At 40.5% G+C, this 25,604-nt stretch carries 33 protein-coding genes and 1 other RNA gene; 29 read left to right on the top strand and 5 right to left on the bottom strand.

The annotated features are described in order from the left end of the window. Positions 1-38: 38 nt before the first annotated feature. The 15 genes from rpoC (at position 39) to ACWPVZ_RS06040 (ending at position 12,563) form a co-directional block, all read left to right on the top strand. Positions 39-3,677, top strand: a complete 3,639-nt coding sequence (rpoC, locus tag ACWPVZ_RS06110; RefSeq protein WP_454381373.1) for a DNA-directed RNA polymerase subunit beta' — start codon at positions 39-41, stop codon at positions 3,675-3,677. Positions 3,678-3,839: 162 nt separating this feature from the next. Next, positions 3,840-4,202, top strand: coding sequence for a DUF1033 family protein (locus ACWPVZ_RS06105; RefSeq protein ID WP_073949471.1), 363 nt, complete (start codon positions 3,840-3,842; stop codon positions 4,200-4,202). Positions 4,203-4,281: 79 nt separating this feature from the next. Then, the gene (comGA, locus tag ACWPVZ_RS06100; RefSeq protein WP_414341149.1) at positions 4,282-5,223 is read left to right on the top strand and encodes a competence type IV pilus ATPase ComGA; all 942 of its coding nucleotides are present in this window, start codon (positions 4,282-4,284) and stop codon (positions 5,221-5,223) included. Continuing rightward, complete coding sequence (gene comGB, locus ACWPVZ_RS06095; RefSeq protein WP_414341150.1) at positions 5,105-6,205, top strand: competence type IV pilus assembly protein ComGB; 1,101 nt, start codon at positions 5,105-5,107, stop codon at positions 6,203-6,205. Before comGA ends, comGB begins: the two co-directional genes overlap by 119 nt. 8 nt (positions 6,206-6,213) lie before the next feature. Then, positions 6,214-6,528 carry a competence type IV pilus major pilin ComGC gene (comGC, locus tag ACWPVZ_RS06090; protein ID WP_037611125.1) on the top strand — a complete coding sequence of 105 codons (315 nt, stop codon included), beginning with the start codon at positions 6,214-6,216 and terminating at the stop codon, positions 6,526-6,528. After that, a complete protein-coding gene (comGD, locus tag ACWPVZ_RS06085) occupies positions 6,488-6,916 on the top strand; it encodes a competence type IV pilus minor pilin ComGD (RefSeq protein ID WP_014632541.1) in 429 nt (142 codons plus the stop codon). The genes comGC and comGD overlap by 41 nt, the downstream gene beginning before the upstream one ends. A gap of 31 nt (positions 6,917-6,947) precedes the next feature. Further along, positions 6,948-7,178: a competence type IV pilus minor pilin ComGE gene (gene comGE / locus ACWPVZ_RS06080; RefSeq protein WP_014635119.1), complete on the top strand. Its 231-nt coding sequence runs from the start codon at positions 6,948-6,950 to the stop codon at positions 7,176-7,178. Then, positions 7,165-7,602, top strand: a complete 438-nt coding sequence (gene comGF, locus ACWPVZ_RS06075) for a competence type IV pilus minor pilin ComGF (protein WP_002887014.1) — start codon at positions 7,165-7,167, stop codon at positions 7,600-7,602. The genes comGE and comGF overlap by 14 nt, the downstream gene beginning before the upstream one ends. Continuing rightward, positions 7,580-7,897, top strand: coding sequence for a competence type IV pilus minor pilin ComGG (comGG, locus tag ACWPVZ_RS06070; protein WP_064523505.1), 318 nt, complete (start codon positions 7,580-7,582; stop codon positions 7,895-7,897). Before comGF ends, comGG begins: the two co-directional genes overlap by 23 nt. Positions 7,898-7,941: 44 nt before the next feature. Next, positions 7,942-8,898: a class I SAM-dependent methyltransferase gene (locus ACWPVZ_RS06065; RefSeq protein WP_064523503.1), complete on the top strand. Its 957-nt coding sequence runs from the start codon at positions 7,942-7,944 to the stop codon at positions 8,896-8,898. 56 nt (positions 8,899-8,954) lie between these two features. After that, on the top strand, positions 8,955-10,148 hold the full coding sequence (locus ACWPVZ_RS06060) for an acetate kinase (RefSeq protein ID WP_073949473.1): 1,194 nt from the start codon (positions 8,955-8,957) through the stop codon (positions 10,146-10,148). Between the two features lie 250 nt (positions 10,149-10,398). After that, a complete protein-coding gene (locus ACWPVZ_RS06055) occupies positions 10,399-10,596 on the top strand; it encodes a helix-turn-helix transcriptional regulator (protein WP_454381368.1) in 198 nt (65 codons plus the stop codon). Positions 10,597-10,607: 11 nt separating this feature from the next. Then, positions 10,608-11,264 (top strand): CPBP family intramembrane glutamic endopeptidase, encoded by a 657-nt coding sequence (locus tag ACWPVZ_RS06050; protein ID WP_454381366.1) that lies wholly within the window; start codon positions 10,608-10,610, stop codon positions 11,262-11,264. 77 nt (positions 11,265-11,341) lie between these two features. Further along, on the top strand, positions 11,342-11,788 hold the full coding sequence (locus ACWPVZ_RS06045) for a CAAX protease (protein WP_073949479.1): 447 nt from the start codon (positions 11,342-11,344) through the stop codon (positions 11,786-11,788). Between the two features lie 112 nt (positions 11,789-11,900). Then, complete coding sequence (locus ACWPVZ_RS06040; protein ID WP_073949481.1) at positions 11,901-12,563, top strand: CPBP family intramembrane glutamic endopeptidase; 663 nt, start codon at positions 11,901-11,903, stop codon at positions 12,561-12,563. 26 nt (positions 12,564-12,589) lie between these two features. Here the strand turns inward: ACWPVZ_RS06040 and proC are convergent, their stop codons facing one another. Next, entirely contained in the window at positions 12,590-13,360 is a 771-nt protein-coding gene (gene proC / locus ACWPVZ_RS06035) for a pyrroline-5-carboxylate reductase (RefSeq protein ID WP_347105856.1), read from the bottom strand. 15 nt (positions 13,361-13,375) lie between these two features. After that, positions 13,376-14,443, bottom strand: a complete 1,068-nt coding sequence (pepA, locus tag ACWPVZ_RS06030) for a glutamyl aminopeptidase (protein ID WP_454381363.1) — start codon at positions 14,441-14,443, stop codon at positions 13,376-13,378. A 99-nt stretch (positions 14,444-14,542) separates the two neighbouring features. Here pepA and ACWPVZ_RS06025 point away from each other — a divergent pair, with 99 nt between their 5' ends. The 7 genes from ACWPVZ_RS06025 (at position 14,543) to tadA (ending at position 19,373) form a co-directional block, all read left to right on the top strand. Next, positions 14,543-14,827: a DUF4651 domain-containing protein gene (locus ACWPVZ_RS06025; protein WP_070576705.1), complete on the top strand. Its 285-nt coding sequence runs from the start codon at positions 14,543-14,545 to the stop codon at positions 14,825-14,827. Continuing rightward, the gene (locus ACWPVZ_RS06020) at positions 14,824-15,138 is read left to right on the top strand and encodes a thioredoxin family protein (protein ID WP_014635108.1); all 315 of its coding nucleotides are present in this window, start codon (positions 14,824-14,826) and stop codon (positions 15,136-15,138) included. Before ACWPVZ_RS06025 ends, ACWPVZ_RS06020 begins: the two co-directional genes overlap by 4 nt. Positions 15,139-15,141: 3 nt before the next feature. Then, positions 15,142-15,666, top strand: coding sequence for a hypothetical protein (locus tag ACWPVZ_RS06015; protein ID WP_070576702.1), 525 nt, complete (start codon positions 15,142-15,144; stop codon positions 15,664-15,666). 32 nt (positions 15,667-15,698) lie between these two features. After that, positions 15,699-16,322 carry a YtpR family tRNA-binding protein gene (ytpR, locus tag ACWPVZ_RS06010; RefSeq protein WP_002885779.1) on the top strand — a complete coding sequence of 208 codons (624 nt, stop codon included), beginning with the start codon at positions 15,699-15,701 and terminating at the stop codon, positions 16,320-16,322. A 265-nt stretch (positions 16,323-16,587) separates the two neighbouring features. Beyond that, a complete protein-coding gene (locus ACWPVZ_RS06005) occupies positions 16,588-17,265 on the top strand; it encodes a CPBP family intramembrane glutamic endopeptidase (RefSeq protein WP_070576695.1) in 678 nt (225 codons plus the stop codon). Between the two features lie 427 nt (positions 17,266-17,692). Beyond that, entirely contained in the window at positions 17,693-18,085 is a 393-nt protein-coding gene (locus ACWPVZ_RS06000; RefSeq protein WP_129852291.1) for a single-stranded DNA-binding protein, read from the top strand. Positions 18,086-18,854: 769 nt separating this feature from the next. Further along, positions 18,855-19,373, top strand: coding sequence for a tRNA adenosine(34) deaminase TadA (gene tadA / locus ACWPVZ_RS05995; RefSeq protein WP_060971580.1), 519 nt, complete (start codon positions 18,855-18,857; stop codon positions 19,371-19,373). A gap of 85 nt (positions 19,374-19,458) precedes the next feature. Here the strand turns inward: tadA and ACWPVZ_RS05990 are convergent, their stop codons facing one another. From ACWPVZ_RS05990 to ACWPVZ_RS05980, 3 genes are read right to left on the bottom strand one after another with little or no spacing between them, the layout of a single operon-like run. Then, a complete protein-coding gene (locus ACWPVZ_RS05990; protein ID WP_002892006.1) occupies positions 19,459-19,713 on the bottom strand; it encodes a hypothetical protein in 255 nt (84 codons plus the stop codon). 47 nt (positions 19,714-19,760) lie between these two features. Next, complete coding sequence (locus tag ACWPVZ_RS05985) at positions 19,761-19,928, bottom strand: class IIb bacteriocin, lactobin A/cerein 7B family (protein ID WP_270281210.1); 168 nt, start codon at positions 19,926-19,928, stop codon at positions 19,761-19,763. Between the two features lie 20 nt (positions 19,929-19,948). Continuing rightward, positions 19,949-20,107 carry a class IIb bacteriocin, lactobin A/cerein 7B family gene (locus tag ACWPVZ_RS05980; protein WP_080611755.1) on the bottom strand — a complete coding sequence of 53 codons (159 nt, stop codon included), beginning with the start codon at positions 20,105-20,107 and terminating at the stop codon, positions 19,949-19,951. Between the two features lie 315 nt (positions 20,108-20,422). Here ACWPVZ_RS05980 and ffs point away from each other — a divergent pair. The 7 genes from ffs (at position 20,423) to ACWPVZ_RS05945 (ending at position 25,489) form a co-directional block, all read left to right on the top strand. Next, positions 20,423-20,520: signal recognition particle sRNA small type (gene ffs, locus ACWPVZ_RS05975), an RNA gene on the top strand. Positions 20,521-20,526: 6 nt separating this feature from the next. Beyond that, complete coding sequence (locus ACWPVZ_RS05970) at positions 20,527-21,366, top strand: methyltransferase domain-containing protein (protein ID WP_454381357.1); 840 nt, start codon at positions 20,527-20,529, stop codon at positions 21,364-21,366. A 113-nt stretch (positions 21,367-21,479) separates the two neighbouring features. Further along, entirely contained in the window at positions 21,480-22,232 is a 753-nt protein-coding gene (locus ACWPVZ_RS05965) for an HAD family hydrolase (RefSeq protein ID WP_454381355.1), read from the top strand. A gap of 85 nt (positions 22,233-22,317) precedes the next feature. Further along, positions 22,318-23,016, top strand: coding sequence for a 2,3,4,5-tetrahydropyridine-2,6-dicarboxylate N-acetyltransferase (gene dapD, locus ACWPVZ_RS05960; protein ID WP_060971575.1), 699 nt, complete (start codon positions 22,318-22,320; stop codon positions 23,014-23,016). A gap of 78 nt (positions 23,017-23,094) precedes the next feature. Further along, complete coding sequence (locus ACWPVZ_RS05955; protein WP_002891992.1) at positions 23,095-24,228, top strand: N-acetyldiaminopimelate deacetylase; 1,134 nt, start codon at positions 23,095-23,097, stop codon at positions 24,226-24,228. 68 nt (positions 24,229-24,296) lie between these two features. Beyond that, positions 24,297-24,824 carry a 5-formyltetrahydrofolate cyclo-ligase gene (locus ACWPVZ_RS05950; RefSeq protein WP_454381353.1) on the top strand — a complete coding sequence of 176 codons (528 nt, stop codon included), beginning with the start codon at positions 24,297-24,299 and terminating at the stop codon, positions 24,822-24,824. Beyond that, positions 24,815-25,489 carry a rhomboid family intramembrane serine protease gene (locus ACWPVZ_RS05945; protein ID WP_454381351.1) on the top strand — a complete coding sequence of 225 codons (675 nt, stop codon included), beginning with the start codon at positions 24,815-24,817 and terminating at the stop codon, positions 25,487-25,489. Before ACWPVZ_RS05950 ends, ACWPVZ_RS05945 begins: the two co-directional genes overlap by 10 nt. Positions 25,490-25,604 lie beyond the last annotated feature (115 nt).

Raw genomic sequence — 25,604 nt, 5'->3', positions numbered from 1 at the left:
GCTGCTATTGTCAATAGAACAAAAGAAAGGTAATACTAGTGGTTGACGTAAATCGATTTAAAAGTATGCAAATCACACTAGCTTCACCAACTAAGGTCCGTTCATGGTCTTATGGTGAAGTTAAGAAACCTGAAACAATCAACTACCGTACGCTCAAACTAGAACGCGAAGGTCTCTTCGACGAAGTGATCTTTGGTCCTACCAAAGACTGGGAATGTGCGTGTGGGAAATACAAACGTATCCGTTATAAAGGTATCGTTTGTGACCGCTGTGGTGTTGAAGTAACACGTGCTAAGGTTCGTCGTGAACGTATGGGTCACATCGAGTTGAAAGCACCAGTATCACACATCTGGTACTTCAAGGGAATCCCTTCTCGTATGGGATTGACTTTGGACATGAGTCCTCGTGCGCTTGAAGAAGTTATTTACTTCGCAGCTTACGTGGTTATTGATCCAAAGGAAACACCACTTGAACCAAAATCTCTCTTGACAGAACGTGAATATCGTGAAAAATTGCAAGAGTATGGACATGGTTCATTTGTCGCTAAAATGGGTGCCGAAGCTATCCAAGATCTCTTGAAACAAGTAGATTTGGAAGCTGAAATTGCTGAACTCAAAGAAGAGTTGAAAACAGCAACTGGTCAAAAACGTGTTAAAGCTGTTCGTCGTTTGGACGTTCTTGATGCCTTCTACAAGTCTGGTAACAAACCAGAATGGATGGTGCTTAACATTTTGCCAGTATTGCCACCGGACCTTCGTCCAATGGTTCAATTGGATGGTGGACGTTTTGCGGCATCTGACTTGAACGATCTTTATCGTCGTGTTATCAACCGTAACAATCGTTTGGCTCGTTTGCTTGAATTGAATGCCCCAGGTATCATCGTGCAAAACGAAAAACGTATGTTGCAAGAAGCGGTAGATGCCCTTATCGATAATGGACGTCGTGGTCGTCCAATTACTGGACCAGGTAGTCGTCCACTTAAATCTTTGAGCCACATGCTTAAAGGTAAACAAGGTCGTTTCCGTCAAAACTTGCTTGGTAAACGTGTTGACTTCTCTGGACGTTCCGTTATCGCTGTTGGTCCAACACTTAAAATGTACCAATGTGGTGTGCCACGTTTGATGGCCATCGAACTTTTCAAACCATTTGTGATGCGTGAAATCGTTGCGCGTGAATACGCAGGTAACGTGAAAGCCGCTAAACGTATGGTTGAACGTGGTGATGAACGTATTTGGGATATTCTTGAAGATGTTATCAAGGAACACCCAGTACTTCTTAACCGCGCACCTACCCTCCACCGTTTGGGTATCCAGGCCTTTGAACCAGTCTTGATTGATGGTAAGGCCCTTCGTCTTCACCCATTGGTATGTGAGGCCTACAATGCCGACTTTGACGGTGACCAAATGGCTATCCACGTTCCATTGTCTGAAGAAGCTCAAGCTGAAGCACGTTTGCTCCTTCTTGCGGCTGAACACATCCTTAACCCTAAAGACGGTAAACCGGTCGTAACGCCATCTCAGGATATGGTTCTTGGTAACTACTACTTGACTATGGAAGAAGAAGGCCGTGAGGGTGAAGGTATGGTCTTCAAGGATATTGATGAGGCAGTTATGGCTTATCGTAATGGTTATGTTCACTTGCATAGCCGTGTAGGTATTGCAGTAGACAGCATGCCTGATAAACCTTGGAAAGAAAACCAACTTCACAAGATTTTGGTTACAACTGTTGGTAAGATTCTCTTTAACTCAATCATCCCAGCAGAAATTCCATATCTTCAAGAAACAACAAATGAGAACTTGACAGATAGTACACCAGATAAGTACTTCCTTGAACCAGGTCAAGATATCCAAACAGTAATTGATAGTTTGGAAATTAATGCACCGTTCAAGAAGAAAAATCTTGGTAACATCATTGCTGAAACCTTCAAACGTCTTCGTACGACTGAAACATCAGCCTTCCTTGACCGTTTGAAAGACCTTGGTTACTACCACTCAACACTTGCTGGTTTGACAGTGGGTATCGCCGATATCCCAGTTATCGATAACAAACAAGAAATTATCGATGCTGCTCACCACCGTGTTGAAGAAATTAACAAGGCCTTCCGTCGTGGTTTGATGACAGATGATGACCGTTATGTTGCTGTTACAACAACATGGCGTGAAGCGAAAGAAGCCCTTGAAAAACGTCTGATTGAGACACAAGATTCTAAGAACCCAATCGTTATGATGATGGACTCAGGAGCTCGTGGTAACATCTCTAACTTCTCTCAACTTGCCGGTATGCGTGGTTTGATGGCCGCTCCTAACGGACGTATCATGGAATTGCCTATCCTTTCAAACTTCCGTGAAGGTTTGAGCGTTTTGGAAATGTTCTTCTCTACTCACGGTGCGCGTAAAGGTATGACCGATACGGCCCTTAAGACAGCCGACTCAGGTTACCTTACTCGTCGTTTGGTTGACGTTGCCCAAGATGTTATCATTCGTGAAGATGACTGTGGAACAGACCGAGGTCTTCTTATCCGTGCGATTACTGATGGTAAAGAAGTGACGGAAACACTTGAAGAACGTCTTCAAGGTCGTTACACTAAGAAATCAGTTAAGAATCCTACAACAGGTGAAGTAATCGTAGGTCCAGATACTTTGATTACTGAAGACATGGCTGCTGCTATTGTCAATGCTGGTGTTGAAGAAGTAACTATCCGTTCAGTCTTTACATGTAACACACGTCACGGTGTCTGCCGTCACTGTTACGGTATCAACTTGGCAACAGGTGATGCGGTTGAAGTTGGTGAAGCAGTTGGTACTATCGCCGCTCAATCTATCGGGGAACCTGGTACACAGCTTACTATGCGTACCTTCCACACCGGTGGGGTAGCCTCAAACACCGATATCACACAGGGTCTTCCACGTATCCAGGAAATCTTTGAAGCACGTAACCCTAAAGGGGAAGCGGTTATCACTGAAGTTAAGGGTACTGTTATTGAAATCGAAGAAGATGCTGCAACACGTACTAAGAAAGTCTTCGTTCAAGGTAAGACTGGAATGGGTGAATACGTTGTTCCATTTACAGCTCGTATGAAAGTTGAAGTTGGTGACGAAGTACACCGTGGTGCGGCCTTGACAGAAGGTTCAATCCAACCTAAACGTCTCCTTGAAGTACGTGATACCTTGTCAGTTGAAACTTATCTTCTTGCAGAAGTACAAAAAGTTTACCGTAGCCAAGGGGTAGAAATCGGTGACAAACACGTCGAAGTAATGGTTCGTCAAATGCTTCGTAAAGTACGTGTTATGGATCCAGGTGATACAGATCTCCTTCCAGGTACACTTATGGACATTTCTGACTTCACAGATGCTAACAAGGATATTGTTATCTCTGGTGGTGTTCCTGCAACATCTCGTCCAGTCCTTCTTGGTATTACTAAAGCCTCACTTGAAACAAATTCATTCTTGTCAGCGGCTTCCTTCCAAGAAACAACACGTGTCCTTACAGATGCAGCTATCCGTGGTAAGAAAGACCATCTCCTTGGTCTTAAAGAAAATGTTATCATTGGTAAGACTATCCCTGCTGGTACAGGTATGGCTCGTTACCGTAACATTGAACCACTTTCAGTTAACGAAGTTGAAGTTATTGAAAACATTGCTGTTGATGAAGCAATTGTGGAATCATCTGAAGACTAAAATGAAAGCAAAAGAACTCACAATGAATTGTGGGTTCTTTTCGTATTTATATGACTAGAATCTCTTCTATTTTTGATAAATATAAAATATAAGACCATTTTTTTTATCTTTTCCAGAAAATTTTGTATAATAAGAACACCAAAGATGAAGTGAGAAAGAAAAATGTACCAAGTAGTTGAAATGAAAGGGGATTTGGAACCGTGGTGGTTCCTAGAAGGCTGGCAAGAGGATATCATCAGTACTAAGGAATTTGAAAATTTTTACGATGCCCTCAAGTACTATAAAAAACTTTGGTTTGCGATGGAGGAAACCTTTCCAAGTTATATCAGCCGTAGTAGTGTCATGACTGCTTTTTGGGATCAAGAGGATAAGCACTGGTGTGAGGAGTGTGACGAATACCTGCAGGTCTATCAATCGATTGCTCTTTTGGATGATTGGCAGGAAATTCCTGAGGAAAAATACCGTCCGGGATATGAAAAGCGAAATGACCTTCCAAGTCATGCCCACTGTAAAATTAAACGTTAAATAATGCAGAAGCTCGAAATTTTCGAGCTTTTTTTCATTTTCTTAAACTTTTTACGAATAGGACTATGAGGAGGTCCTTATGGTAACAGAATTTGCTAAGGAAATGATCAAAAATGCTGATAGTTGTGGGGCTCAAGACATCTATGTCATTCCACGTCAGGATACTTACGAGCTCTATATGCGAGTTGGCCAGGAGAGGAGATTAATTGATGTATATCGGCCTGATTTCATGGCTAGTCTTATTGGTCACTTTAAATTTGTGGCGGGAATGATGGTGGGTGAGAAGCGTAGGAGTCAACTAGGTTCTTGTGACTATGATTGTGGTGATGGTCAAAGGGTTTCTCTGCGTTTGTCTACCGTTGGGGATTATCGCGGCTTAGAAAGTTTAGTTATTCGTGTTCTACATTCCGAACGTCGAGAATTAGTGTACTGGAATCAAGGAATCCAGCCTATTATGGATGCTTTGGATTATCGTGGCTTATATCTCTTTGCAGGTCCCGTTGGTTCTGGAAAGACTACGCTTATGCATGAGTTGATTCAGGAGCGTTTTAAGGGACAGCAGGTGATTTCGATTGAGGACCCTGTGGAAATTAAACAGGATAATGTTTTGCAACTCCAGGTAAATCAAGCAATTGACATGACCTATGATAATTTGATTAAGCTATCATTACGTCACCGCCCGGATGTTTTGATTATTGGAGAGATTCGAGATAAGGAGACTGCTCGAGCGGTTATTAGAGCTAGTCTGACGGGAGTGACTGTTCTTTCAACTATTCACGCAAAGAGTGTGGCAGGTGTTTATGAGCGTCTTCTGGACCTTGGTGTAGATAAATCTGAGTTGGATAATGCCCTTCAAGGGATTGCCTACATGCGTCTGATTAAGGGAGGAGGTGTGATTGATTTTGCCAGTGAAAATTTCCAAAGCCATTCGTCAACCAGCTGGAACCAGCAGTTGGAAGGCTTGGTTAAACAAGGATATCTCACTGAAGGGGATATCCAAGGGGAAAAAATTAAAGATTAATCAGCAACTCAAGGTTATCCAGCTTTTCAAACAACTTTTAAAGGCAGGGTTTACCTTGACTGAAATCGTAGCCTTTTTGGAGCGAAGTCACTTGTTGAAAGAATCCTCCTTGTCTCTTATGAAAGCGAGCTTAATGCGAGGCGACAGGTTGGACCAGATGTTTGCGTCAGTAGGTTTTTCGGACAATATTGTTACTCAGATTGCCCTTGCTGATAAGCACGGTAATCTTCTAGGAAGTCTAACCAAGATTGAAACCTACATGCTTCGTATGACCAAGGTTCGTAAGAAACTCATGGAGGTAGCAACCTATCCTATTCTACTTCTGGGTTTCCTAGTTCTGATTATGTTGGGACTCAAAAATTATCTTCTGCCTCAATTGTTAGAGGGGGACGGTAAGGAGAATTGGGCTGTACAGTTGGTTCAGATTTTTCCCCAGCTCTTTTTTGTGAGTTTGTGTGGACTGCTTGTATTAAGCTTAATTCTCTATCTATGGGTCAAACGCCAGTCAGCCCTTGTCTTTTATCGACGAATGGCTAAAATCCCTTTTATAGCCCAAACTGTCAGGCTATATACGACTGCCTATTATGCTAGAGAATGGGGAAATCTCTTAGGGCAAGGTATTGACTTGCTAGACTTAGTTGCTCTAATGAAAGAGCAAAAATCAAAGCTCTTTCGTGAGCTGGGGGCTGATTTAGAAGAAGCCTTGATGCTAGGACAGAGTTTTCCTGACCGTATTGCTAGTCACCCTTTCTTCACTAAGGAACTATCCTTAATTATTGCTTATGGAGAGGCTAATGCTAGGTTGGGCTATGAGTTAGAAGTCTATGCTGAAGAGGTTTGGCAGGCTTTCTTTAACCGTCTTAATAAGGCAACAACCTTTGTGCAACCCCTCATTTTTGTTATTGTTGCTGTCGTGATTGTAATGATCTATGCAGCCATGCTATTACCAATGTATCAAAATATGGAAGGAATGATGTCATGAAAATGATGTTGAAAAAATTGAATGCCGTTAAATTACGTGCTTTTACGCTGATTGAAATGCTGGTCGTGCTTCTCATTATCAGTATTCTCCTTTTGCTCTTTGTACCTAACTTGAGCAAGCAGAAGGATTCTGTTAAAGAGACTGGAAATGCGGCTGTGGTCAAGGTCGTGGATTCTCAAGCAGAACTTTATGAAATGAAGAATAACAAGACAGCTAGCTTAGCCGCTCTTGTTTCAGAAGGTCAAATCACGCAAAAACAGGCAGATTCATACAATGATTACTATGCGAAACATGGTGGCGAAAGCCGCTCAGTGGCCAATTAGAGCCTTTACCTTGTTGGAGAGTCTGGTGACTCTAGCAGTGGTTGCCTTTCTCACTCTGAGTTTATCAGGCTCAGTCACAGGTATTTTTCAGCAGGTTGAGACTAATCTTTTTTATCTGCGCTTTGAGTACCTATACCGAGATAGTCAGCGCTTGGCAGCGGCGGAAGGGTCCAATGTTGAATTGCAGTTGTCCAAGGATAAAATCAGTAACGGAAAATCAAGTCTGGTGATTCCTAAAAATATACATCTGGATAAGGGGCAGACGCTAGTGTTTGATGCCAAAGGAGGCAACTCTAGCCTCACAAAGATTCGTTTTTCAAGTGATAAGGAGGTGGTGACCTATCAGCTTAACATGGGCAGCGGTAAATATAAAAAGACGGTCTCTTAGAGGCTATATTCTTATCGAAAGCTTGGTAGCAATGGCTGTCTTAGTACTCGTCAGTGGTCTTATCTTGGATCAGATCAATACCAATCGTAGGCTAATGGCTAGGAATCTCCACCAACAGGAGGTTTTGAGTGTGGCAACCATGGCAGTTCAGACCAAACAGGATCAGTTGACTTTAAATGGTATCACAGTGACAGTAAAACGTAGCCAGCAAGGTATCGAGGTTTATGAATCAGGAAAGGAGATTATTCATGTCTCTCAATAGTAAGGTTCGCGCCTTTACCCTCTTGGAATGTCTAGTGGCCTTGTTGGTGATTGCTGGTTCAGTTCAAGTTTATCAAGGTCTGACTACAGTATTGGTGAGCAATGTTAAGCAGGTCAAGCAACAAGAAAGCCAAGACTGGCTTCTATTCGTTCAACAAATGGAGGCGGAATTAGAAGGTTGTCAGTTGGTAAAGGTAGAGGGGAACAAACTCTATGTCAAGCAGGATAATCAAGACCTGGCTTTTGGACTTTCAAGTGCTACTGATTTTCGAAAAACAAATGCTGATGGTCGAGGCTATCAACCAATGCTTTTCAATGTAAAAGCTAGTACAATTAGCCAAAATAACCAGATAGTCACCATCCAAGTGACTCTTAAAAATGGGCTACAAAGGAGTTTTGTTTATGCTTTTGAAAAAACAGGTTAGGGGAGGCGTTCTTCTCTACGCTCTTTTTATGGCTGGCATTTTCACACTTCTTCTGCATGTTTATTTGGAGCGGGTGGTTGCTAGCTCTAGACAGAACCAAGCGCAAATCATCTCCAGTCAAAGTCGTCTCATGGCAGAAATGACCATGGACTTAGTGGACAAGGAAGCAGGTGCTTTTAGTTTTTCTCAGGGAACTACGACCTACGAGGTTAAGGACAAACAAGTGATTGTTAGAGTTGCCAGTAAAGGCCAAATCAAGACCTATCGTTATGTGAAGAAACAGGAGCATAAATAGAAATTCTCTTCCCTTTTTGATATGATAGAAGGACGGAGGAAATCATGAATTTTGAAGCAATTGAGACAGCTTTTGAGCTGTTGTTAGAAAATGTCCAAACCATTGAAAATGATCTTGGAACCCATGCTTACGATGCACTTATTGAGCAAAATTCCTATTATTTGGGAGCTGAGGTAGCTAATGAAGTCATCATCAAAAACAACGAGAAATTACGTGCTCTTGATTTAAGTAAAGAGGAGTGGCGTCGTGCTTTTCAGTTCTTGTTTATCAAACTAGGGCAATTGGAAGCTTTACAAGCCAATCACCAATTTACACCAGATGCTATTGGATTTATCATTCTTTACCTACTCGAAGGTTTGACCAAGGACGACCAATTAGATATTTTAGAGATTGGTTCAGGGACAGGAAACTTAGCTGAAACCCTTCTAAATAATAGTCAGAAAACCCTTAATTATATGGGAATGGAAGTTGACGATCTCCTTATCGATTTGTCAGCTAGTATTGCTGATGTGGTGAATTCAAGTGCAGTTTACATCCAAGAAGATGCTGTTCGACCACACATTCTCAAAGAGAGTGATGTTATTATCAGTGACCTACCTGTTGGGTATTACCCAAATGATGAGATTGCGAGTCGTTTCACGGTGGCAGCAACTGGTGAACACACTTATGCCCATCACCTTCTCATGGAGCAATCACTCAAGTACCTGAAGAAAGATGGTATTGCTATTCTTTTGGCACCAACTAATCTTTTGACAAGCCCACAAAGTGACTTGCTTAAGAAATGGCTATCAGGATATGCTGATATTATTGCCGTTATCACTCTTCCAGAAGCAGCTTTTGGCAATAAACATAACATGAAGTCTATCTTCGTGCTTAAAAAACAAACTGAAAATGCTCCAGAGACCTTCGTTTATCCACTTAGCGATTTGCAAAATCCAGAGATCCTCAAGGATTTCACAGATAATTTCCAAAAATGGAAATCAGATAATTCCATTTTCTAGCAAAACATGTTAGAATAGGACTATATTATTGAAAGCGTTTTACAAAGAGGTGGCTTATGACAAAAACAATAGCAATTAATGCAGGAAGCTCAAGCTTGAAATGGCAATTATATGAAATGCCAGATGAAGTTGTTCTTGCTAAGGGTTTGATTGAACGTATCGGCTTGAAAGATTCTGTTTCAACAGTAAAATTTGATGACCGTTCAGAATCGCAAACCCTAGATATTGCTGACCATGTTCAGGCAGTAAAAATCTTGCTTGATGATTTGATTCGTTTTGATATTATCAAGAGTTATGATGAAATTACAGGTGTTGGTCACCGTGTGGTTGCTGGTGGAGAATATTTCAAAGAATCAAGCTTGGTGGATGAAGATGCCTTGGCTAAGATTGAAGAATTGTCAGCCTTAGCACCGTTACACAATCCAGGTGCAGCTTCAGGTATTCGTGCCTTTAAGGAGCTCCTCCCAGATATTACGAGTGTTGCTGTTTTTGATACAGCCTTCCATACGTCTATGCCGGAAGTGGCCTACCGTTATCCAGTGCCTAATCGTTACTATACAGACTACCAAGTCCGTAAGTATGGCGCACACGGAACTAGCCACCAATATGTTTCTCAAGAAGCAGCTAAGTTGTTAGGTAAGCCAATTGAAGAAACTAAGATTATCACAGCCCATGTGGGAAATGGTGTTTCAATTACTGCCGTTGATGGTGGTAAATCAGTAGACACGTCAATGGGGTTGACACCACTTGGTGGCGTTATGATGGGAACACGTACTGGGGATCTTGACCCTGCGATTATTCCATTTGTTATCGACCGTGAGCCTGACATGGCAGATGCTGAGCGTATCCGTCACGTCTTTAATAAGGAATCAGGTCTTCTTGGTATTTCTGAAAAATCAAGTGATATGCGTGATATCATTGCTGGTAAGAATGCTGGCGATGAAAAATGTGCCTTGGCCTATGATCTTTATGTGGATCGTTTGCGTAAATACATCGCTCAATACTTTGGTGTCTTGAACGGAGCGGATGCTATCGTCTTTACAGCGGGTATCGGTGAAAATTCTGCAGATGTTCGAGCTTCAGTATTGGATGGTCTCACTTGGTTTGGTATTGAAGTGGATCCTGAAAAGAATGTCTTTGGACATGTAGGCGACATTACAACAGCAGAGTCAGCTGTTAAAGTATTTGTTATCCCAACAGATGAAGAGTTGGTGATTGCGCGTGATGTTGAGCGCCTTAAAACTAAATAAGTTATCAAAAATTTGATAAGACCAGAAAAGTTGGCTGAGTGATTGGCCAGCTTTTTTGAATGCTCTGACAGAATCATTCGCCTATGTCTATAAACGTGCAATTCAATAAGTAAAGAAAACTTTATAAAAAATGTAAAAGAGACTTTACAAAATATGTAAAGCAAACTATACTATAAATGTAAAGTAAACTTAACGAAGAAAAGTAAGGAGTTTAACCATTTGAGAATAAACGATAAAGTTGAGGTACCACATGGAAACAAGAATTCAGGAACTTCGCAAGGCTAATAAGATTAGTCAGGCAGAGTTAGCAGATGAGATGGGAGTCACGAGACAGACCATCATTTCACTCGAAAAAGGACGCTATAATGCGTCGTTGGAACTAGCTTTTAAAATTGCTAGGTATTTTGGAAAGGCTATTGAAGAAGTCTTTATTTTTGAAGAAGATTAAGGAGTAAAGATATGTTTAAACAAGTAATGAAGAAAATTGGTGTTATTTTTTTAGCGCTCACTCTACTAATCTTAGATTTAACACTATCACGTGCTTTCCCGCTACTTACTCAGGATGGTAAGTTTTCACTTGTGGAGCAAATAGGTTACGGTGTTTGGGCATTAGGGAGTTTGGCTATTTTTATCGTGATTGCTTATAGATTTAAACTCTTATCGCTTAAAGAGATTAATTGGAGACGTCTCGTTGCGATTGCTTCTCTAAATCTCGTCATCTTTTTCCTAGGTGATCTTCTAGGGTATTTTGTTGGTCAGTTAACACACAATGCGGCTATGGAACATCAAGATACTTTAAAAAAGATATTTATTCACGTACCAACCTATCTTCAGTTTGCAGTAGTAGGTTTTATCATTCCTGTTATGGAAGAAATCGTTTTTAGGGGACTCTTAGCCAAGGTGCTCTTTGGAAAATACTTTAAGACAGGTCTTGTTATTTCCAGTCTTTTCTTTATGGCTGGTCACTCAGCATTTACGCCTAAGACAATTGTCATCTATGGTATTGTGTCAGCTGGTTATGCGGTAACATATTATAAGACTAAGCATATCGAGTACAGTATGAGTGTTCATATTTTAAACAATAGCATAAGTGTACTACTCAGCCTTTTGGTTTAAGGTGAATAAGTGTTTATAGTTGTCAGTGAAAAAAGTTATATTGCTCTTATAAAGGATAATAAAGGGAGTGTTAAGATATGTTAATAAAAATGTTATTAGGAAAGAGAAAAACAGAGGCCGAGTTTAAGAAATACATTACACGAGTAGCTTGTTCCCTTTTTTCCTTAGGTGTTTTGGGATTGTTTGTTGTTCGCTCTAACAGTCTTAGTGATTATGCTCTAGGCTTAGTTTTGGGACTTACCCTTGGGGTTTATGCCTTGTCAATCTATTATTTTGCGACACTTACCCATCCTAAACGTCTTCATCGGATGTATATTGCTGCCTACGATGAGCGAAATAAACAGATTTTAATGGCGACAGCAGTTGCAACTCTGATTTTAGAGTTTTTGCTTATCTTTGCTTTGATTGCCCTATATGCCTTTGTCAATATTCAGTTGCCCTATGTTACAGTCTTATCTATCTTGCTCTATGGCTTAGTACTGGGATTTGCTCTTATTCGTCTCATTCTATCTAAAATAGGATAAGAACCTATATTATCTTGAAAAACTCCTCTTTCGTTTTCTTTTTGTCTTGTCAAATAAGTTATGTTGTATTATAATAAAAGTACAAACAGATGATGAAAAGAGGTGGATTCTCATGAACAAAGGGTCAATTCTCAAACGCTTTCTTTATTTTTTACTAGCTTTCCTAATACTAATTATTGATCAAGTTCCAACCATCTATTTAGGTGTCAAAGATATAAGGCTGGTCTGTCTCTTAATTTTTGTCTTGCTTCTTATGAGCGCAGGAGCTCTTTTCTTAGGAAAACGTCTTGGGCTTTTCGAAGGCTTTAAGGCCCTTTCTTCCCTGAAGGCCTGGGGTATGATTGGCTTGACCTACCTAGGTATTTATATCGTTACTAGGATTGGTTCTATAGTCATGATGATGGAAGGTGTTAGTAATAGCACCAATCAGGCAGCCATAGAAAATGCCCATATGAATCCCTTCCTTCTCATAACGTTTACAGTAATTATGGCACCAATTGTGGAAGAGCTGGTTTTTCGCGGGCTCCTCATGGGACGCGTCTTTAATCCAGATTCTATTGTTGGCTTGATTGTTAGTAGTTTACTTTTTGGCCTTGTTCATATGCCGAATAGTATCGGTGTTTGGATTGTATATGCAGGTATGGGTCTTGCCCTTGGAATAGCATATCGTAAGTTTCAAAAGTTAGAGTACTGTATCATTGCCCATATCATTAACAATAGCATTGCGGTTTCAATGTTGTTACTCTTGCAATTTTTAGCGCCATATATCAAATAAAGCTCGGAAGATTCCGAGCTTTTTTCTTATAGTTTTTTAGCTTTAGCAATGGTTGTATCAATACTTGAAACCACACTATGGGTGAGGCCTGTACGCTCAAGGTCCATGAGACCAGCGATAGTGGTCCCACCAGGGCTACAGACCTTGTCAATAAGATCATGTGGGCTGTCGCTACCAAGACTGAGATTTTCAGCGGTAGCTAGAACCGTCTGTGTGGCAATGGTCAGAGCGACCTGCTTACTTAGGCCATTTTTGACGCCAGCCTTAGCCAGAGCCTCGATAAAGAGGGCAATATAGGCCGGACTAGAGCCAGCTAGGGCAGTGAAGGTATCAAAGTCCTTCTCAGCCAATTCAACAGTGGTTCCAAAACTGTCTGTGATTTCCTTGGCAACTGCCAAAAGGTCCTCGGATACCTTATCGTTGGTACAAAGACCAGTAGTGCTCTTGAGAATCTGAGCGTTAAGGTTAGGCATGATACGAATGAGAGGAAGGTCTGGACTGGTGAGTGAAGCGAGGCGTTCCAAGGTTACTCCAGCAGCCATACTCATGATAGGTTGATGGAAAGTGAGGCCAGTTAGTACCTTATCAAACATTTGAGGTTTGATACCAAGAATGACTAAGTCAGCATTATCCAACAATTCTTGATGGGAAGCAGCGGCTTCAACCTCTAGTTCCTCTGCAATTTGGCGTGAACGAGCCAAGGAAGACCCTGAAATAATGATACGATGTGAGCTTGTATTTAGGCCGTTGATAATGGCTGTCGCCATCTTTCCAACGCCAATAAAACCAATAATCATGGGTTACTCCTTGTCTTAGTAGTTTTTAATCAAATCCACTGTTGAACGATCCAACTTCTTAACAATCACTTGTAAGAAGGCTTGTGCCTCTAGGAAGTCATCCATCGCATAAAGGGTTTGGTGCGAGTGAATGTAACGGGCACAAACACCGATAGTTGTTGATGGGACACCAGCATTCTGCAAGTGAGCGGCACCAGCATCTGTTCCGCCTGCAGCACAGTAGTATTGGTATTTGATACCAGCTTCTTCAGCTGTAGTCAAAAGGAAATCTTTCATATTTGGCAACATGATGTGACCTGGGTCGAAGAAACGAATAAGGGTACCATCACCTACCTTACCTTGATTACCATAGATATCACCTGCAGGAGAACAGTCCACTGCAAAGAAAACTTCAGGATCAAATTTAGTGGTAGAAACATGGGCACCACGTAAACCAACTTCTTCTTGAACGTTGGCACCAGCAATTAGAGTATTATTGAGTTCTTGATCTTTAACGATTTCCAAGAGTTCACGAATCATGAGAATACCATAACGGTTGTCCCATGCTTTAGAAATCACATTTTTTTGATTGGCTGTGAGAATCGTTTCTGATTCAGGAATGATGACATCACCTGGGAAAACGCCGTAGGCATTAGCCTCTTCTTGGTTGGCAAAACCAGCATCAAAGACAATATCAGAAACACTAGGAAGACTTGAAGCTCCGCTGCTGGCACGTAAGAAATGAGGTGGCACCGAACCTGAGATGACAGGATAGATACGGCCATCACGAGTGTGTAGGGTGAAGCGTTGTGAGCTGACAACCAGTGGGTTCCAACCACCAAGTTCGACGACACGGAAAGTCCCGTCTGCCTTGATTTCCTTAATCATAAACCCAACTTCGTCCATGTGGGCAGCCACGAGCACCTTAGGGGCATTTTCCGCCTGGCTATGTTTGATACCGAAAATACCACCGAGACCATCTGTTTGGACCTCATCTACGAGTGGTGTAATATTTTGGCGAAGGTAGTCGCGTACTGGCGCTTCAAATCCTGAAGTGGCACTGAGTTCAGTTACTTCTTTAATCTTGTCAAATAGGGTAGTCATAAAATCCTCCTTGAGTAGTACTTGCTACTATTTTAGCACGATTCTTAAGAGATAGGTAGCCTCTCCCCATTCATCTAAAATTATGGTAAAATGTTTCTTATGAAACGTAAAACATTGGCCTTGTTTGCTGGAGGCGTAGGAGCTTTAGGTCTCTTGGCAATGGCAGAGAAGTATAGACAGTCACGTGCAGAAATGAAGAAGGCTGCATTAATCCAAGATATTAGGCAAGAATTATCACACCTGGGGACTATCGCAGTCCTCTATACGAATCCCACTGATAAGGAAAATTCAGGGCTTACAGGAGGTATCGTCTTAGAGGATGGACGTGCCTATAGCTTTGTTTATGCAGAGGATATCTTGACCTATGAGGAGGAGCAGGTATGATTATTCCTAAGAATCTTGAAGAACTGGCAAGCTATGTCGAAAGTGATCAAAAGGTGGTTTTCTTTTTCACTGCCGACTGGTGTCCAGACTGCCAGTTCATCTATCCCGTTATGCCTGAAATCGAAGCCCTCCATCCAGATATGACCTTTGTGCGTGTTAATCGTGATGATTATATGGCTTTGGCACAAACTTGGAATATTTTTGGTATCCCAAGTTTTGTTGTGACTAAGAAAGGTCAGGAATTGGGGCGCTTGGTCAATAAAGCTCGTAAAACCAAAGAAGAAATCAATGCCTTTTTGTCGGAGATTTAAAAGATGAAAATCAATCACTTTCCTAATATCTCTTTTGATATTTCAGAAACCAAAGAAAAGTATCTGACAGAAAAAAATGAGAGGATCATCGAAGAATTATGCCAAGTTTTAGTAGAGCATTCCAAAATTGAAAGTGATATCTTCCTAAAACACCAAGAAATAAACACCTACAAAAAGGAAAATAATCTTCCTACACATCAGACTATTCCTGGAGAAATGGAGTTATTTGATGAATTTAAAGTGAAGTTGACTCCTTTAGCTCAAAAACACTTGACTGATAACTGTTATAAAAGAGGTTTTTCAGCTTCTTTTGGTTCTCCAGGCACCTATGATTTTGTGTTAGAGCCCTGTCGAGTTAAGTTTATTATGAAGAGTAAGGCTAAGATGTTTCTTGAATTTTCCTATGGGAATGACTTTTGGTACCACAAACAATTTATCTTAAAATTAACAGAGAGTGACTGGAAAATTGACAAGATTAGTTATCGCTATGGTAGTAACGACGATTCTTGGCATATCAGTCGATTTTAAAATCTAGAAAAAGAATTATTGAAGGAGAATCCATGATTTTTGCATATAATAAAGAACAAGTTGGCGACGTTTTGTTGGTTATCTTAGAAGATACTAAAGACATCAAACGTAGCGTAGAACGTAAAGGTAAAGTGGCGCGTGTCACAGCTGATGAAACAGGCAAGACTCTTGCTTGGAATATTTTTGAAGCGTCAAGCCTCATTGATATCGAAGGTAACGGTCAAGTTTTCTTATCAGACCAAGATGTAGCTGTTTTGAACGAGGAATTGGCTAAAGAGGGCTTTGAAGAGCGTTTGGAAAACACACAAGGACCAGTCTTTGTGGTTGGACAAATTGATGAAATGGTTGCACATCCAGACAGTGACCACCTTAACATCTGTCAAGTGAACATTGGTGATAAGAAGGTCCAAATCGTTGCAGGAGCACCAAACGCAGCGCTTGGGCTTAAAACTATCGTAGCCCTTCCTGGTGCTATGATGCCTAGCGGTGCCCTTATCTTCCCAGGAAAACTTCGTGGTGAAGATAGTTATGGTATGATGTGTGCCCCACGTGAGTTGGCACTTCCAAATGCTCCACAAAAACGTGGTATTATTGAACTTGATGATTCAGCAGTAGTTGGTGAGGCTTTTGATCCAGCCAAACACTGGAAAGGGTAAATAAGACAAGAAGCGGTAAGTAAGTCGCTTTTTTTTCAGGAGAGCTCATCCTGGCAAATGGTTCAAAATTTTCGAGAACCTCTTTATACTTACCAAGTTCATCATCAAAATATAATAGTATTGCTCTCAATCTCTATTATTTGCCAAAACAACTTTATCCGAGCAATTATCTAAAAAATGTGGCTTCAAGTTTATTAATCAAGTTGTGTTTTATTTATCTGTCAGACTCAGATTTGGTGATGATTATAAAAGAAAGGAAAGTTCAATGACTTACAACAAACATAAGGGAGTCCTTGTTTTTATGATTCTCTATACAGTCCTCTTTGTTTTTGATGGTATACGAGTATTTGATGCTCCCTTACCTTCTTCTTTAACGACCTATTTAGTTTATACCATCATGTTTTTGTATGGTTGCTTCCTATTTAAGTCTGAATTGCTCAAAAAGTGGGAAGAGGTCAGAAGTTCTAAAAGAAAATTTTTCTTGGGGGTTTTAAAAGGCTGGCTCTTACTTGTCCTGGTGACCATTTTCTTTGGACTACTATCGGCAATATTGAGGCAGGTTTTGGGACTAAGTGAACAAGGACTAAACGAGGCTAATATACAAAGCACCTTTAAAGAACAACCACTACTGATAGTAGTTTTCGCCTGTATCATTGGACCTTTGGTGGAAGAACTCTTTTTCCGTCAAAATTTATTGCATTGTTTACAGAGACATTTGCCAAGCTGGCTAAGCATTTGTGTGGTAGGATTTGTTTTCGCCTTTACCCATATGCACAGTTTGTCTTTATCAGAGTGGGTCAGTGCAGTTGGTTACTTAGGTGGCGGAGTAGCCCTTTCAATTATTTATGTGAATGAAAAAGGAAATATTTACTATCCCTTGATGGTTCATGTGCTAGGAAATATTTTATCTTTTATAGTATTGGTCATTGGTAGTATGCAATAAGTGGATTCCAAACTATTTCAGCTTACAAAGAAAAAGGCAAAGGACTCTCGTCTCTCTTCTATCAATAAAACAATTTCAAAACGGAGTGTTAAAATTATTTTAAGTGGTAACTCTGGGTCAGCAGAGGATGATTTGAGTAAGTAAACTAATGACAAGTTTGTATGGCAATAACTGTTCTTTGAATCGACAGCTCATACCAAGCTTCCTACTTCCTTTGCTAGTAGCTCAGCTCATCTTCAGATGTCTAATATTTAGTGACAAGTACATTTATTGCAGAACTCATCCTGCTTTTCAACCGAATAGATTTTACTTTTTTCTATTTAATTGAAGTCAATAATGTGATATATATCTTATTTTTATTCTTGCTTTTTCAAAATCTGTCACTTTTTTTACTTCCTCTTACGAATAGATAGGTGGAGGTAAAAAAATGTATAACAAAGTAATTTTAATTGGACGTTTGACAGCTACTCCTGAAATGGTTAAGACTGCTAGCGATAGGTCTTTTACACGTGTCACAGTTGCGGTTAATCGTCGCTATAAGACGCAAAATGGTGAGCGTGAGGCTGACTTTATTACAGTGGTTGTCTGGGGGCGTTTGGCTGAGACCTTAGCCTCTTATGCTAGCAAGGGGAGTTTAATTTCTCTTGATGGTGAGCTTCGTGCCCGTAAGTATGATAAGGATGGTCAAACCCATTACGTTACTGAAGTGCTTTGTTCCTCTTTCCAACTTCTGGAGAGTCGTGCTCAGCGTGCTGTTAGGGAAAATAATCCTGATAATGACTTGGCTGACCTCGTCTTGGAAGAAGAACTTCCCTTCTAGTTTATCCTTTGACTAGCTATCTAGGCCTCCTATCTTTGAAGCAACCTCTCTAAAAAATCATTATCTTGTTCCATACCTTGTTTTGAAGAATTGTTGGAGATAAAACATTAAACACCTGTTAGACTAATAAACAGTAAAATTAGATAAGACTTAGGATGATAGGGGTTTAAAAGTATAGATAGAGTAGAGAAAGTTATTCGAAAAACCTTAAAATGCAGTTATAACATGGTTTTTTGCTATTTGGTTAATTAGCCAAAACAGTGTACACAATTAACAGTTCTTTCTCATTTATATCATTGTTTTATTACCAATTTTTAAATTAAATGATAGAGGTTTCGTGATAAACTATAGGTGGGTAAGGAAAAAGCTATAAAAGTTACTTTTATAGTAGGCATTATTTGTTTGGAAGGAAAGTGTGAAATATCACAACTAGAACACTATCCTTGCAATTGTTTGAGGCAGTTGCATTTTTGTTTATTGTTGTGAGGCCACAGGTCCATAATTGATTTCACAGACAATTGACTATGACACTCCGACTGACATATGACTTAGGATGTTAAGCGGTCGTTGACTTTTCGTCTAGCCTTGGGGGAACACATTGGTGTGATTCCTAAGACTCACCAGACTAATGTGTTTGAAGCTAGGATGATTCGTCTTAGCTTTTTTTGTGTCCTTTAAAATGGAGATCTTTGGTATTGATTTTCTTATGCTATAATAGAAGGACTAAGCGAGATAATATCTCGCAAATCTTGGAACGGGAGTGATACTAATGCTTGATTTTACCCAAGAAGAGAAAGACTTTTTTATGTCTGAAGCTCTTAAGGAGGCCGAAAAATCTCTAGATAAAGCAGAGATCCCAATTGGCTGTGTCATCGTTAAAGATGGCGAAGTCATCGGTCGTGGGCATAATGCACGTGAGGAGCTCAATCAAGCTATTATGCATGCGGAGGTCATGGCTATTCAGGAAGCTAATAGGACCGAGGGCAATTGGCGTTTATTAGATTGTACCCTCTTTGTGACCATTGAACCCTGTGTCATGTGTAGTGGGGCCATCGGCCTGGCTCGTATTCCTAAAGTTATCTATGGAGCAAGTAATCAAAAGTTTGGTGGTGCGGGCAGCCTCTACGATATCCTACGAGACGAGCGTCTCAATCATCGCGTAGAAGTAGAGACCGGTATCATGGAGGAGGAGTGTGCTAAGATTATGCAAGACTTCTTCCGCCAGAGTCGTGAACGCAAAAAAGAAGCCAAACGATTGGCTAAATTGGAAACAATGCAAGATATGTAAACAAAAGTGCAAGTCCAAAGGGACTTGCATTTTTAATAGAAGATGAGTATTTTTGTTTTCCTGAAGACAGTTTAAGTCACTCTTTCTATGCTTTATTTTTTTCTTTCTCTCTTGTTAGAAGAAAAATAGGCATAAAGAGAATCAGAGTACCAAAAGCGGACTTCAAATTAGTATCAATAATTGGTGTTCCTAATCGTATATGAAAGATAAGGTTGATTAGGAGTATCAGAAGTAGGCTACTGATAATTCCAGCTAAAGCTATTTTTACGAGTAAATAGTTATTCATTTTAGGTGATTGATTAGTAGTAGTATCATTTGTTCGATTTATGGTATGTTTCATGAGTTATCATCCTCAAAATCTTTGAGATATCAGGTGAGTTCTGTTAGTTAGTGGGTGAGGTTATAGAAAGATTTACCCGCAGCATAGCTAAGGTCATAAGTCAGTTTTGCAGCAGCCATGCCAACAGAAATAGCCGCCCAAGGAACCACTCCACCTGATACAGCTTCAAGTTCTTGAGTAGTCATGTGTTTACGATTGTTAATTGTCTTAGTCATTGTTCGTATATCCTTTCTTTTTATCGTGCAGAGTCCATGTAGCCGTTGTAGGCGCCAAGGCAAATCATAGTTCCAATAGGTCCTGAAGCTAGGCAGAGCCCTCCAACGGCAAGGTTAGTCTTCCATCCGCCTCCTGTTACTGAGGCTAAATCAGAAGTGTTCCTTTCTTTGTTAGTCATTATTGTTCTCCTTTTTTATTTTTGGTGAGTTTTAAAATCTCGTACCCTCTCACCATGAGTTAAGAGATATGTTAAACATGACTTCTCCTTTCAATAAAGTCAGCCATGTCACTAGCTTTTGGTGCTTTCCTCAAGCTATGGATTTATTATAAGGTGTCGAGAAATAAAAAAGTAGTGACATAAATGTCACCATGGTAAGTCTTATGTTTTATCGAAGTTTAGACTGACCGAAGGAAATAATAGGGACTGATAGGAAATAGGACTAGCTAGTCTTATCATAAGTTCTCTACTTGCAATCACTTCGATTTATGGTATAATATTTTTCGGAGCAACATCTGTGCGTGAAGCGGGTCAGGGGAGGAATCCAGCAGCCCTAAGCGATTTCAGGTGTGTGCTCTTTTTTGTGTTAAGGAGGATTTATGGCCAAATTTAGTGTTTTTAAAGATCAAGAGAGTCTTTTTGCTTGTCCTATCTGTCAGGCGCCAATGCATTTGGATTTGTCTAGCTTGGTTTGCCAGAATAGGCATACCTTTAATATTGCCAAGCAGGGCTTTGTCAATTTTTTGAGACAGACTAAGGGAGATAAGCACTATGATATGGCTTCTTTTGAAAAGAGGAGTCAGATTTTAGCAGCAGGCTATTACGATCCTATCCTGAAGGTGATTTCAGAGCGCTTGCGTGACCTTCCTGGACACTCGCACGTGTTAGATGTTGCCTGTGGTGAAGGCTATTATAGCCGTCAGTTGGCTCAACAGTTTGACAAGGATTTCATGGCCTTTGACTTGTCTAAGGATTCTATCCTTCTTGCGGCTCGTCAAAATCCTCAGAAAAATGTAGCTTGGTTTGTTGGTGATTTGGCTCAATTGCCCTTACGTGAACACGGTATCGATGTCATTTTAGATATCTTTTCACCAGCTAATTATCAAGAATTTGGAAGACTTTTGTCTGATCAGGGCTTGATTTTCAAGGTTATTCCTCACGAAGATCATCTTAAAGAGTTTCGCCAACTGTTACCGGAGGCGCAGGCTTATTCTAACCAGGATGTTCTGGAACATTTTCAAGAGTCTTGTGAGCTTTTGGAGCGTGTGACGATTGCTAAGACTTGGTCTATGCCATCAGAGCGTGTTCAAACATTTGCTGAGATGACACCTCTTTTCTTCCATGCCAATAAGGATACTTTGGACTTGACTTCAGTGACGCAATTAACCGTTGCGGGGGAGCTGCTGATTGGTCGTATTAGAGATGATAAGCAATCCTAACAGTCGTTGGGATTTTTTTGATGGGAAAATATCTCAGTTAGCTTGTTTGGTCTTCCTAAAAGGTGTATGATGGGAGCAATAAGTAAGAAAGTTTCAGTAATGGGTAAAAAGTGATGAAAAATAGAGCCTATAAGAACTACATTTTTGATTTTTATGGTACCTTGGTTAATATCCTAACTGATGAGAAGGATCCTATGTTATGGGATAAATTAGCCCAACTTTACCAAGCTTATGGGGCGGATTATAAGGGTGAAGGTCTTAAAAAATCTTATGCTAAGCGTGTGGCTCAGACTCGTAAGGAGTTAATAGAGATTAAAGGAGTTGCTTATCCAGAAGTTGATTTAGCTCACATTTTCAACCAGCTTTATGTAGATGGTCGGTCTCAGTCTAGTTGCCATAATCAGCTAGAAGATTGGGGCCAACTGATAGCCATGGTCTTTCGCGTCTTATCTCGTAAGCAGTTGTTAGCTTATCCGCATACCAAGGAGGTTTTGACCTTTCTAAAAGAGCAGGGCTGTCGTCTCTATCTCTTGTCTAATGCTCAAGCAGCCTTTACTAATGCTGAGATTGACTTGATGGAGTTAAGACCTTACTTTGATGCCATTTACCTGTCTTCGGATGCGGGTATCTGTAAGCCTCAACCTGAATTTTTAAAGCAAGTTTTGGATGATCATGGGTTAAAGCCATCTGAGACTGTCATGGTGGGAAATGACCTGACGACTGATATTGCTGTGGCTGAGGCAGTTGGGATCGATGGTATCTTGCTGAATACCTTCTCTTATTCTCGTCGAGAGTTGGAGAATTCCCCAATCAAACCAGATCGAGTGATTACTGACATAGAGGCTCTAAAGACAAATTTTACATAAAAATACACTCTATTTGGCAAAAACAAAGACAATTATCAGAATTTTTGGTATAATAATTCCTAACTTTATGTGAATGGAGAATCTCATGACTGCACAAAAAATGTCTGCACAAGAAATTATCGCTTTTATCGGTAATGCTGAAAAGAAAACGAATGTTAAAGTAACTTTTGAAGGGGAATTGGCAACTGTTGTTCCAGCTTCTGTCACTAAGCTTGGTAATGTTCTTTTCGGAGACTGGAAAGATATCGAACCACTTCTTGCGAATTTGACTGAAAACAAGGACTATGTTGTGGAACAAGATGGCCGTAACTCAGCTGTTCCATTACTGGATAAACGTCACCTTAATGCGCGTATCGAACCAGGCGCTATTATCCGTGACCAAGTAACTATCGAAGATAATGCTGTCGTTATGATGGGTGCTGTTATCAACATCGGTGCTGAAATTGGTGCTGGTACTATGATTGATATGGGCGCAATCCTTGGTGGTCGTGCTACTGTTGGTAAAAACAGCCACATCGGTGCGGGTGCGGTCCTGGCTGGTGTGATTGAACCAGCTTCAGCAGACCCAGTTCGTATCGGTGACAACGTTCTTGTTGGTGCTAATGCTGTTGTTATTGAAGGTGTTCAAGTTGGTAATGGTTCAGTCGTTGCTGCTGGAGCTATCGTTACTCAAGATGTTCCTGAAAATGTGGTTGTAGCTGGTGTTCCAGCTCGTATCATCAAGGAAATCGATGAAAAAACACAACAAAAAACAGCACTCGAAGACGCTTTGCGTAACTTGTAACATATTGATAGTAGAGGCCTGTAAGGCCTCTATTTCTAGATTCTCTATAAAATAAATATAAATAAAAAGGACAAAAACATGACACTTGATTTAATCAAAATCAGACGAGACCTTCACCAAATTCCTGAAATTGGTTTGGAAGAATTTAAAACTCAGGCCTATCTCTTAGAACGTATTGCTGAAATGACTGAAGGTAAGGACTTTGTGGAGCAACGTACTTGGCGTACAGGAATTCTTGTCTATCTTCACGGGCATGCTCCTGAAAAAACCATTGGTTGGCGTACAGATATTGATGGCCTCCCAATCGTAGAGGAAACAGATCTTGACTTCAAGTCTACTCATGAAGGTCGGATGCATGCTTGTGGACACGATATGCACATGACCACAGCACTTGGTCTTTTGGACCAGATGCTTCAAGTACAGCCTAAAAATAACATGCTCTTCCTCTTCCAACCAGCCGAAGAAAATGAAGCTGGTGGTATGCTTATGTATGAAGATGGTGCCTTTGGAGATTGGTTGCCAGATGAGTTCTATGGCCTCCACGTCCGTCCAGATTTCAAGGTAGGTGATATTGCGACTAACACAAGTACCCTTTTTGCTGGTACTTGTGAAGTCCTCGTTACTTTCAAGGGGAAAGGTGGACATGCGGCCTTTCCACATGAGGCCAATGATGCTCTTGTAGCAGCTTCTTACTTTATTACTCAAGTGCAAACGATTGTCAGTCGTAATGTTGACCCTATTCAGGGTGGGGTAGTTACCTTTGGTTCTTTCCATGCAGGAACTACTAATAATGTTATCGCTGAAACTGCGGAGGTTTATGGAACTATTCGTACTCTTACTCAGGAAATGAGTCTCCTTATCCAGAAGCGCGTGCGCCAGATTGCAGAAGGTGTAGCAGCTAGCTTTGGTATGGAAGTGGATATCATGTTGAAACAAGGTGGTTATCTTCCTGTGGAAAATAATCCAGCCTTGGCCAAAGAGTTGATGGCCTTCTTTGATGCTAGCCCAGAAGTTAACCTGATTGATTGTCCACCGGCTATGACTGGAGAGGATTTTGGTTATTTGCTTAGTAAAGTTCCTGGTGTCATGTTCTGGTTGGGAATCGACACGCCATATGCACTTCACCATCCTAAGATGAGTCCAAACGAAGATGCTCTCGCTTTTGCAGTGGCTGAAATTGGAAAATTCCTTAAACACAAGGCAGAAGCCTAATCAGAGTCGATAAAGCTAAAAAATCTACCAAGTCTGACTTTTGGTAGATTTTTTGATATGATAAACCTATGAAAAATGAACTTAGAAAAACAGTCTTGGCTCAATTAACTTCACAAGAACCTGAGACTAAGGCTAAGATAGATAAACATCTTTTGGAGCAATTGATTGCCTTACCTGCTTATAAAGAGGCTCAGGTGATTGCGACTTATTTGTCTTTTCCTCATGAATATGATACCAATCTTTTAATCAATCAGGCTTTAAAGGATGGTAAACGACTTTTGATTCCTAAAACATATAAACAAGGTCGAATGATTTTTGTGGATTATGATCCAGATAATCTTGTTGCAACCTCTTTTGGCTTGATGGAACCTGCGTCTGATTTGGCTGTGGAAAAATCAGAGATTGATTTGATTCATGTGCCAGGAGTAGTTTTCAATGATGAAGGCTATCGCATTGGTTACGGAGCAGGTTACTATGATCGCTATTTATCTGATTTTGAAGGGGAGACAGTTAGTACGGTTTATCCTTGCCAGAAACATGATTTTCAACCAGACAGCTATGATATTCCTGTTAAGGAGGTCGTCACATGCAAATAAATGAGTGGAAGAAATACCCGGCAACCTATCTATTGTTGGGGCTTACGACGTTGACTTTTATCTGTCAATATCTTTTAAACGACTTTCAAGCGACCTCGCCTTTGAGCCTCTTTAAGATGGGGGCTATGTACGGTGCGTTTGTTCAGTACAGTCCCTTGAACCTTTGGCGTCTTGTAACACCAATTTTTGTGCATATAGGTGTTGAGCATTTTCTATTTAATATGCTTGCTCTTTACTTTATGGGGAAAATGGCTGAGCAGATTTTTGGGACTCTACGTTTTCTAGGGCTTTATTTGTTAGCTGGTGTTATGGGAAATGCCTTTACCTTACTTTTTACGCCTAATGTTATTGCAGCTGGTGCTTCGACATCCTTGTTTGGACTTTTTGCGGCTGTTGTGATTCTTGGTTATTACAGTCACAGCCCCTTGCTTAATCAGTTAGGCCGTAATTATTTGGCTTTGATTGTTATTAACTTAATCTTCAACCTTTTTACACCTAGTGTTGGGATTACAGGCCATCTCGGTGGTTTAGTTGGAGGTGCTCTTGCAGCTATCTTTTTGGCCAACAAGGTTGAAAGTCGCTTATTTAGTAGAGGTTGGCGTTCTACAGCTCTTTTAACCTATATTTTACTATTGCTGATTCTTCTAGGATTCACTTATTTTTAAGTCATATGAAAAAGGCTCTATAATTTCTGTAGTGGGTAAAACCACTGTAGAGATTATAGAGCTTTTTGAGTGTACACAAAAAGCCCCATAAGAACTATAATGAAAAGCGACCAAA

This window comes from Streptococcus sp. Marseille-Q6379, from assembly GCF_965119505.1.
The sequence above is the reverse complement of the archived record's forward strand: the minus strand, read 5'-3'. Positions and strand labels throughout refer to the sequence as shown.

Bases quoted from the DNA above. Each gene is read 5' to 3' on its own strand.
- ACWPVZ_RS06105 (WP_073949471.1), top strand. From the start codon at position 3,840: ATGTACCAAGTAGTTGAAATGAAAGGGGATTTGGAACCGTGGTGGTTC.
- comGA (WP_414341149.1), top strand. From the start codon at position 4,282: ATGGTAACAGAATTTGCTAAGGAAATGATCAAAAATGCTGATAGTTGT.
- comGD (WP_014632541.1), top strand. From the start codon at position 6,488: ATGCGAAACATGGTGGCGAAAGCCGCTCAGTGGCCAATTAGAGCCTTT.
- comGE (WP_014635119.1), top strand. From the start codon at position 6,948: ATGGCTGTCTTAGTACTCGTCAGTGGTCTTATCTTGGATCAGATCAAT.
- comGF (WP_002887014.1), top strand. From the start codon at position 7,165: ATGTCTCTCAATAGTAAGGTTCGCGCCTTTACCCTCTTGGAATGTCTA.
- comGG (WP_064523505.1), top strand. From the start codon at position 7,580: ATGCTTTTGAAAAAACAGGTTAGGGGAGGCGTTCTTCTCTACGCTCTT.
- ACWPVZ_RS06065 (WP_064523503.1), top strand. From the start codon at position 7,942: ATGAATTTTGAAGCAATTGAGACAGCTTTTGAGCTGTTGTTAGAAAAT.
- ACWPVZ_RS06060 (WP_073949473.1), top strand. From the start codon at position 8,955: ATGACAAAAACAATAGCAATTAATGCAGGAAGCTCAAGCTTGAAATGG.
- ACWPVZ_RS06055 (WP_454381368.1), top strand. From the start codon at position 10,399: ATGGAAACAAGAATTCAGGAACTTCGCAAGGCTAATAAGATTAGTCAG.
- ACWPVZ_RS06050 (WP_454381366.1), top strand. From the start codon at position 10,608: ATGTTTAAACAAGTAATGAAGAAAATTGGTGTTATTTTTTTAGCGCTC.
- ACWPVZ_RS06045 (WP_073949479.1), top strand. From the start codon at position 11,342: ATGTTAATAAAAATGTTATTAGGAAAGAGAAAAACAGAGGCCGAGTTT.
- ACWPVZ_RS06040 (WP_073949481.1), top strand. From the start codon at position 11,901: ATGAACAAAGGGTCAATTCTCAAACGCTTTCTTTATTTTTTACTAGCT.
- proC (WP_347105856.1), bottom strand. From the start codon at position 13,360: ATGATTATTGGTTTTATTGGCGTTGGAAAGATGGCGACAGCCATTATC.
- pepA (WP_454381363.1), bottom strand. From the start codon at position 14,443: ATGACTACCCTATTTGACAAGATTAAAGAAGTAACTGAACTCAGTGCC.
- ACWPVZ_RS06025 (WP_070576705.1), top strand. From the start codon at position 14,543: ATGAAACGTAAAACATTGGCCTTGTTTGCTGGAGGCGTAGGAGCTTTA.
- ACWPVZ_RS06020 (WP_014635108.1), top strand. From the start codon at position 14,824: ATGATTATTCCTAAGAATCTTGAAGAACTGGCAAGCTATGTCGAAAGT.
- ACWPVZ_RS06015 (WP_070576702.1), top strand. From the start codon at position 15,142: ATGAAAATCAATCACTTTCCTAATATCTCTTTTGATATTTCAGAAACC.
- ytpR (WP_002885779.1), top strand. From the start codon at position 15,699: ATGATTTTTGCATATAATAAAGAACAAGTTGGCGACGTTTTGTTGGTT.
- ACWPVZ_RS06005 (WP_070576695.1), top strand. From the start codon at position 16,588: ATGACTTACAACAAACATAAGGGAGTCCTTGTTTTTATGATTCTCTAT.
- ACWPVZ_RS06000 (WP_129852291.1), top strand. From the start codon at position 17,693: ATGTATAACAAAGTAATTTTAATTGGACGTTTGACAGCTACTCCTGAA.
- tadA (WP_060971580.1), top strand. From the start codon at position 18,855: ATGCTTGATTTTACCCAAGAAGAGAAAGACTTTTTTATGTCTGAAGCT.
- ACWPVZ_RS05990 (WP_002892006.1), bottom strand. From the start codon at position 19,713: ATGAAACATACCATAAATCGAACAAATGATACTACTACTAATCAATCA.
- ACWPVZ_RS05985 (WP_270281210.1), bottom strand. From the start codon at position 19,928: ATGACTAAGACAATTAACAATCGTAAACACATGACTACTCAAGAACTT.
- ACWPVZ_RS05980 (WP_080611755.1), bottom strand. From the start codon at position 20,107: ATGACTAACAAAGAAAGGAACACTTCTGATTTAGCCTCAGTAACAGGA.
- ACWPVZ_RS05970 (WP_454381357.1), top strand. From the start codon at position 20,527: ATGGCCAAATTTAGTGTTTTTAAAGATCAAGAGAGTCTTTTTGCTTGT.
- ACWPVZ_RS05965 (WP_454381355.1), top strand. From the start codon at position 21,480: ATGAAAAATAGAGCCTATAAGAACTACATTTTTGATTTTTATGGTACC.
- dapD (WP_060971575.1), top strand. From the start codon at position 22,318: ATGACTGCACAAAAAATGTCTGCACAAGAAATTATCGCTTTTATCGGT.
- ACWPVZ_RS05955 (WP_002891992.1), top strand. From the start codon at position 23,095: ATGACACTTGATTTAATCAAAATCAGACGAGACCTTCACCAAATTCCT.
- ACWPVZ_RS05950 (WP_454381353.1), top strand. From the start codon at position 24,297: ATGAAAAATGAACTTAGAAAAACAGTCTTGGCTCAATTAACTTCACAA.
- ACWPVZ_RS05945 (WP_454381351.1), top strand. From the start codon at position 24,815: ATGCAAATAAATGAGTGGAAGAAATACCCGGCAACCTATCTATTGTTG.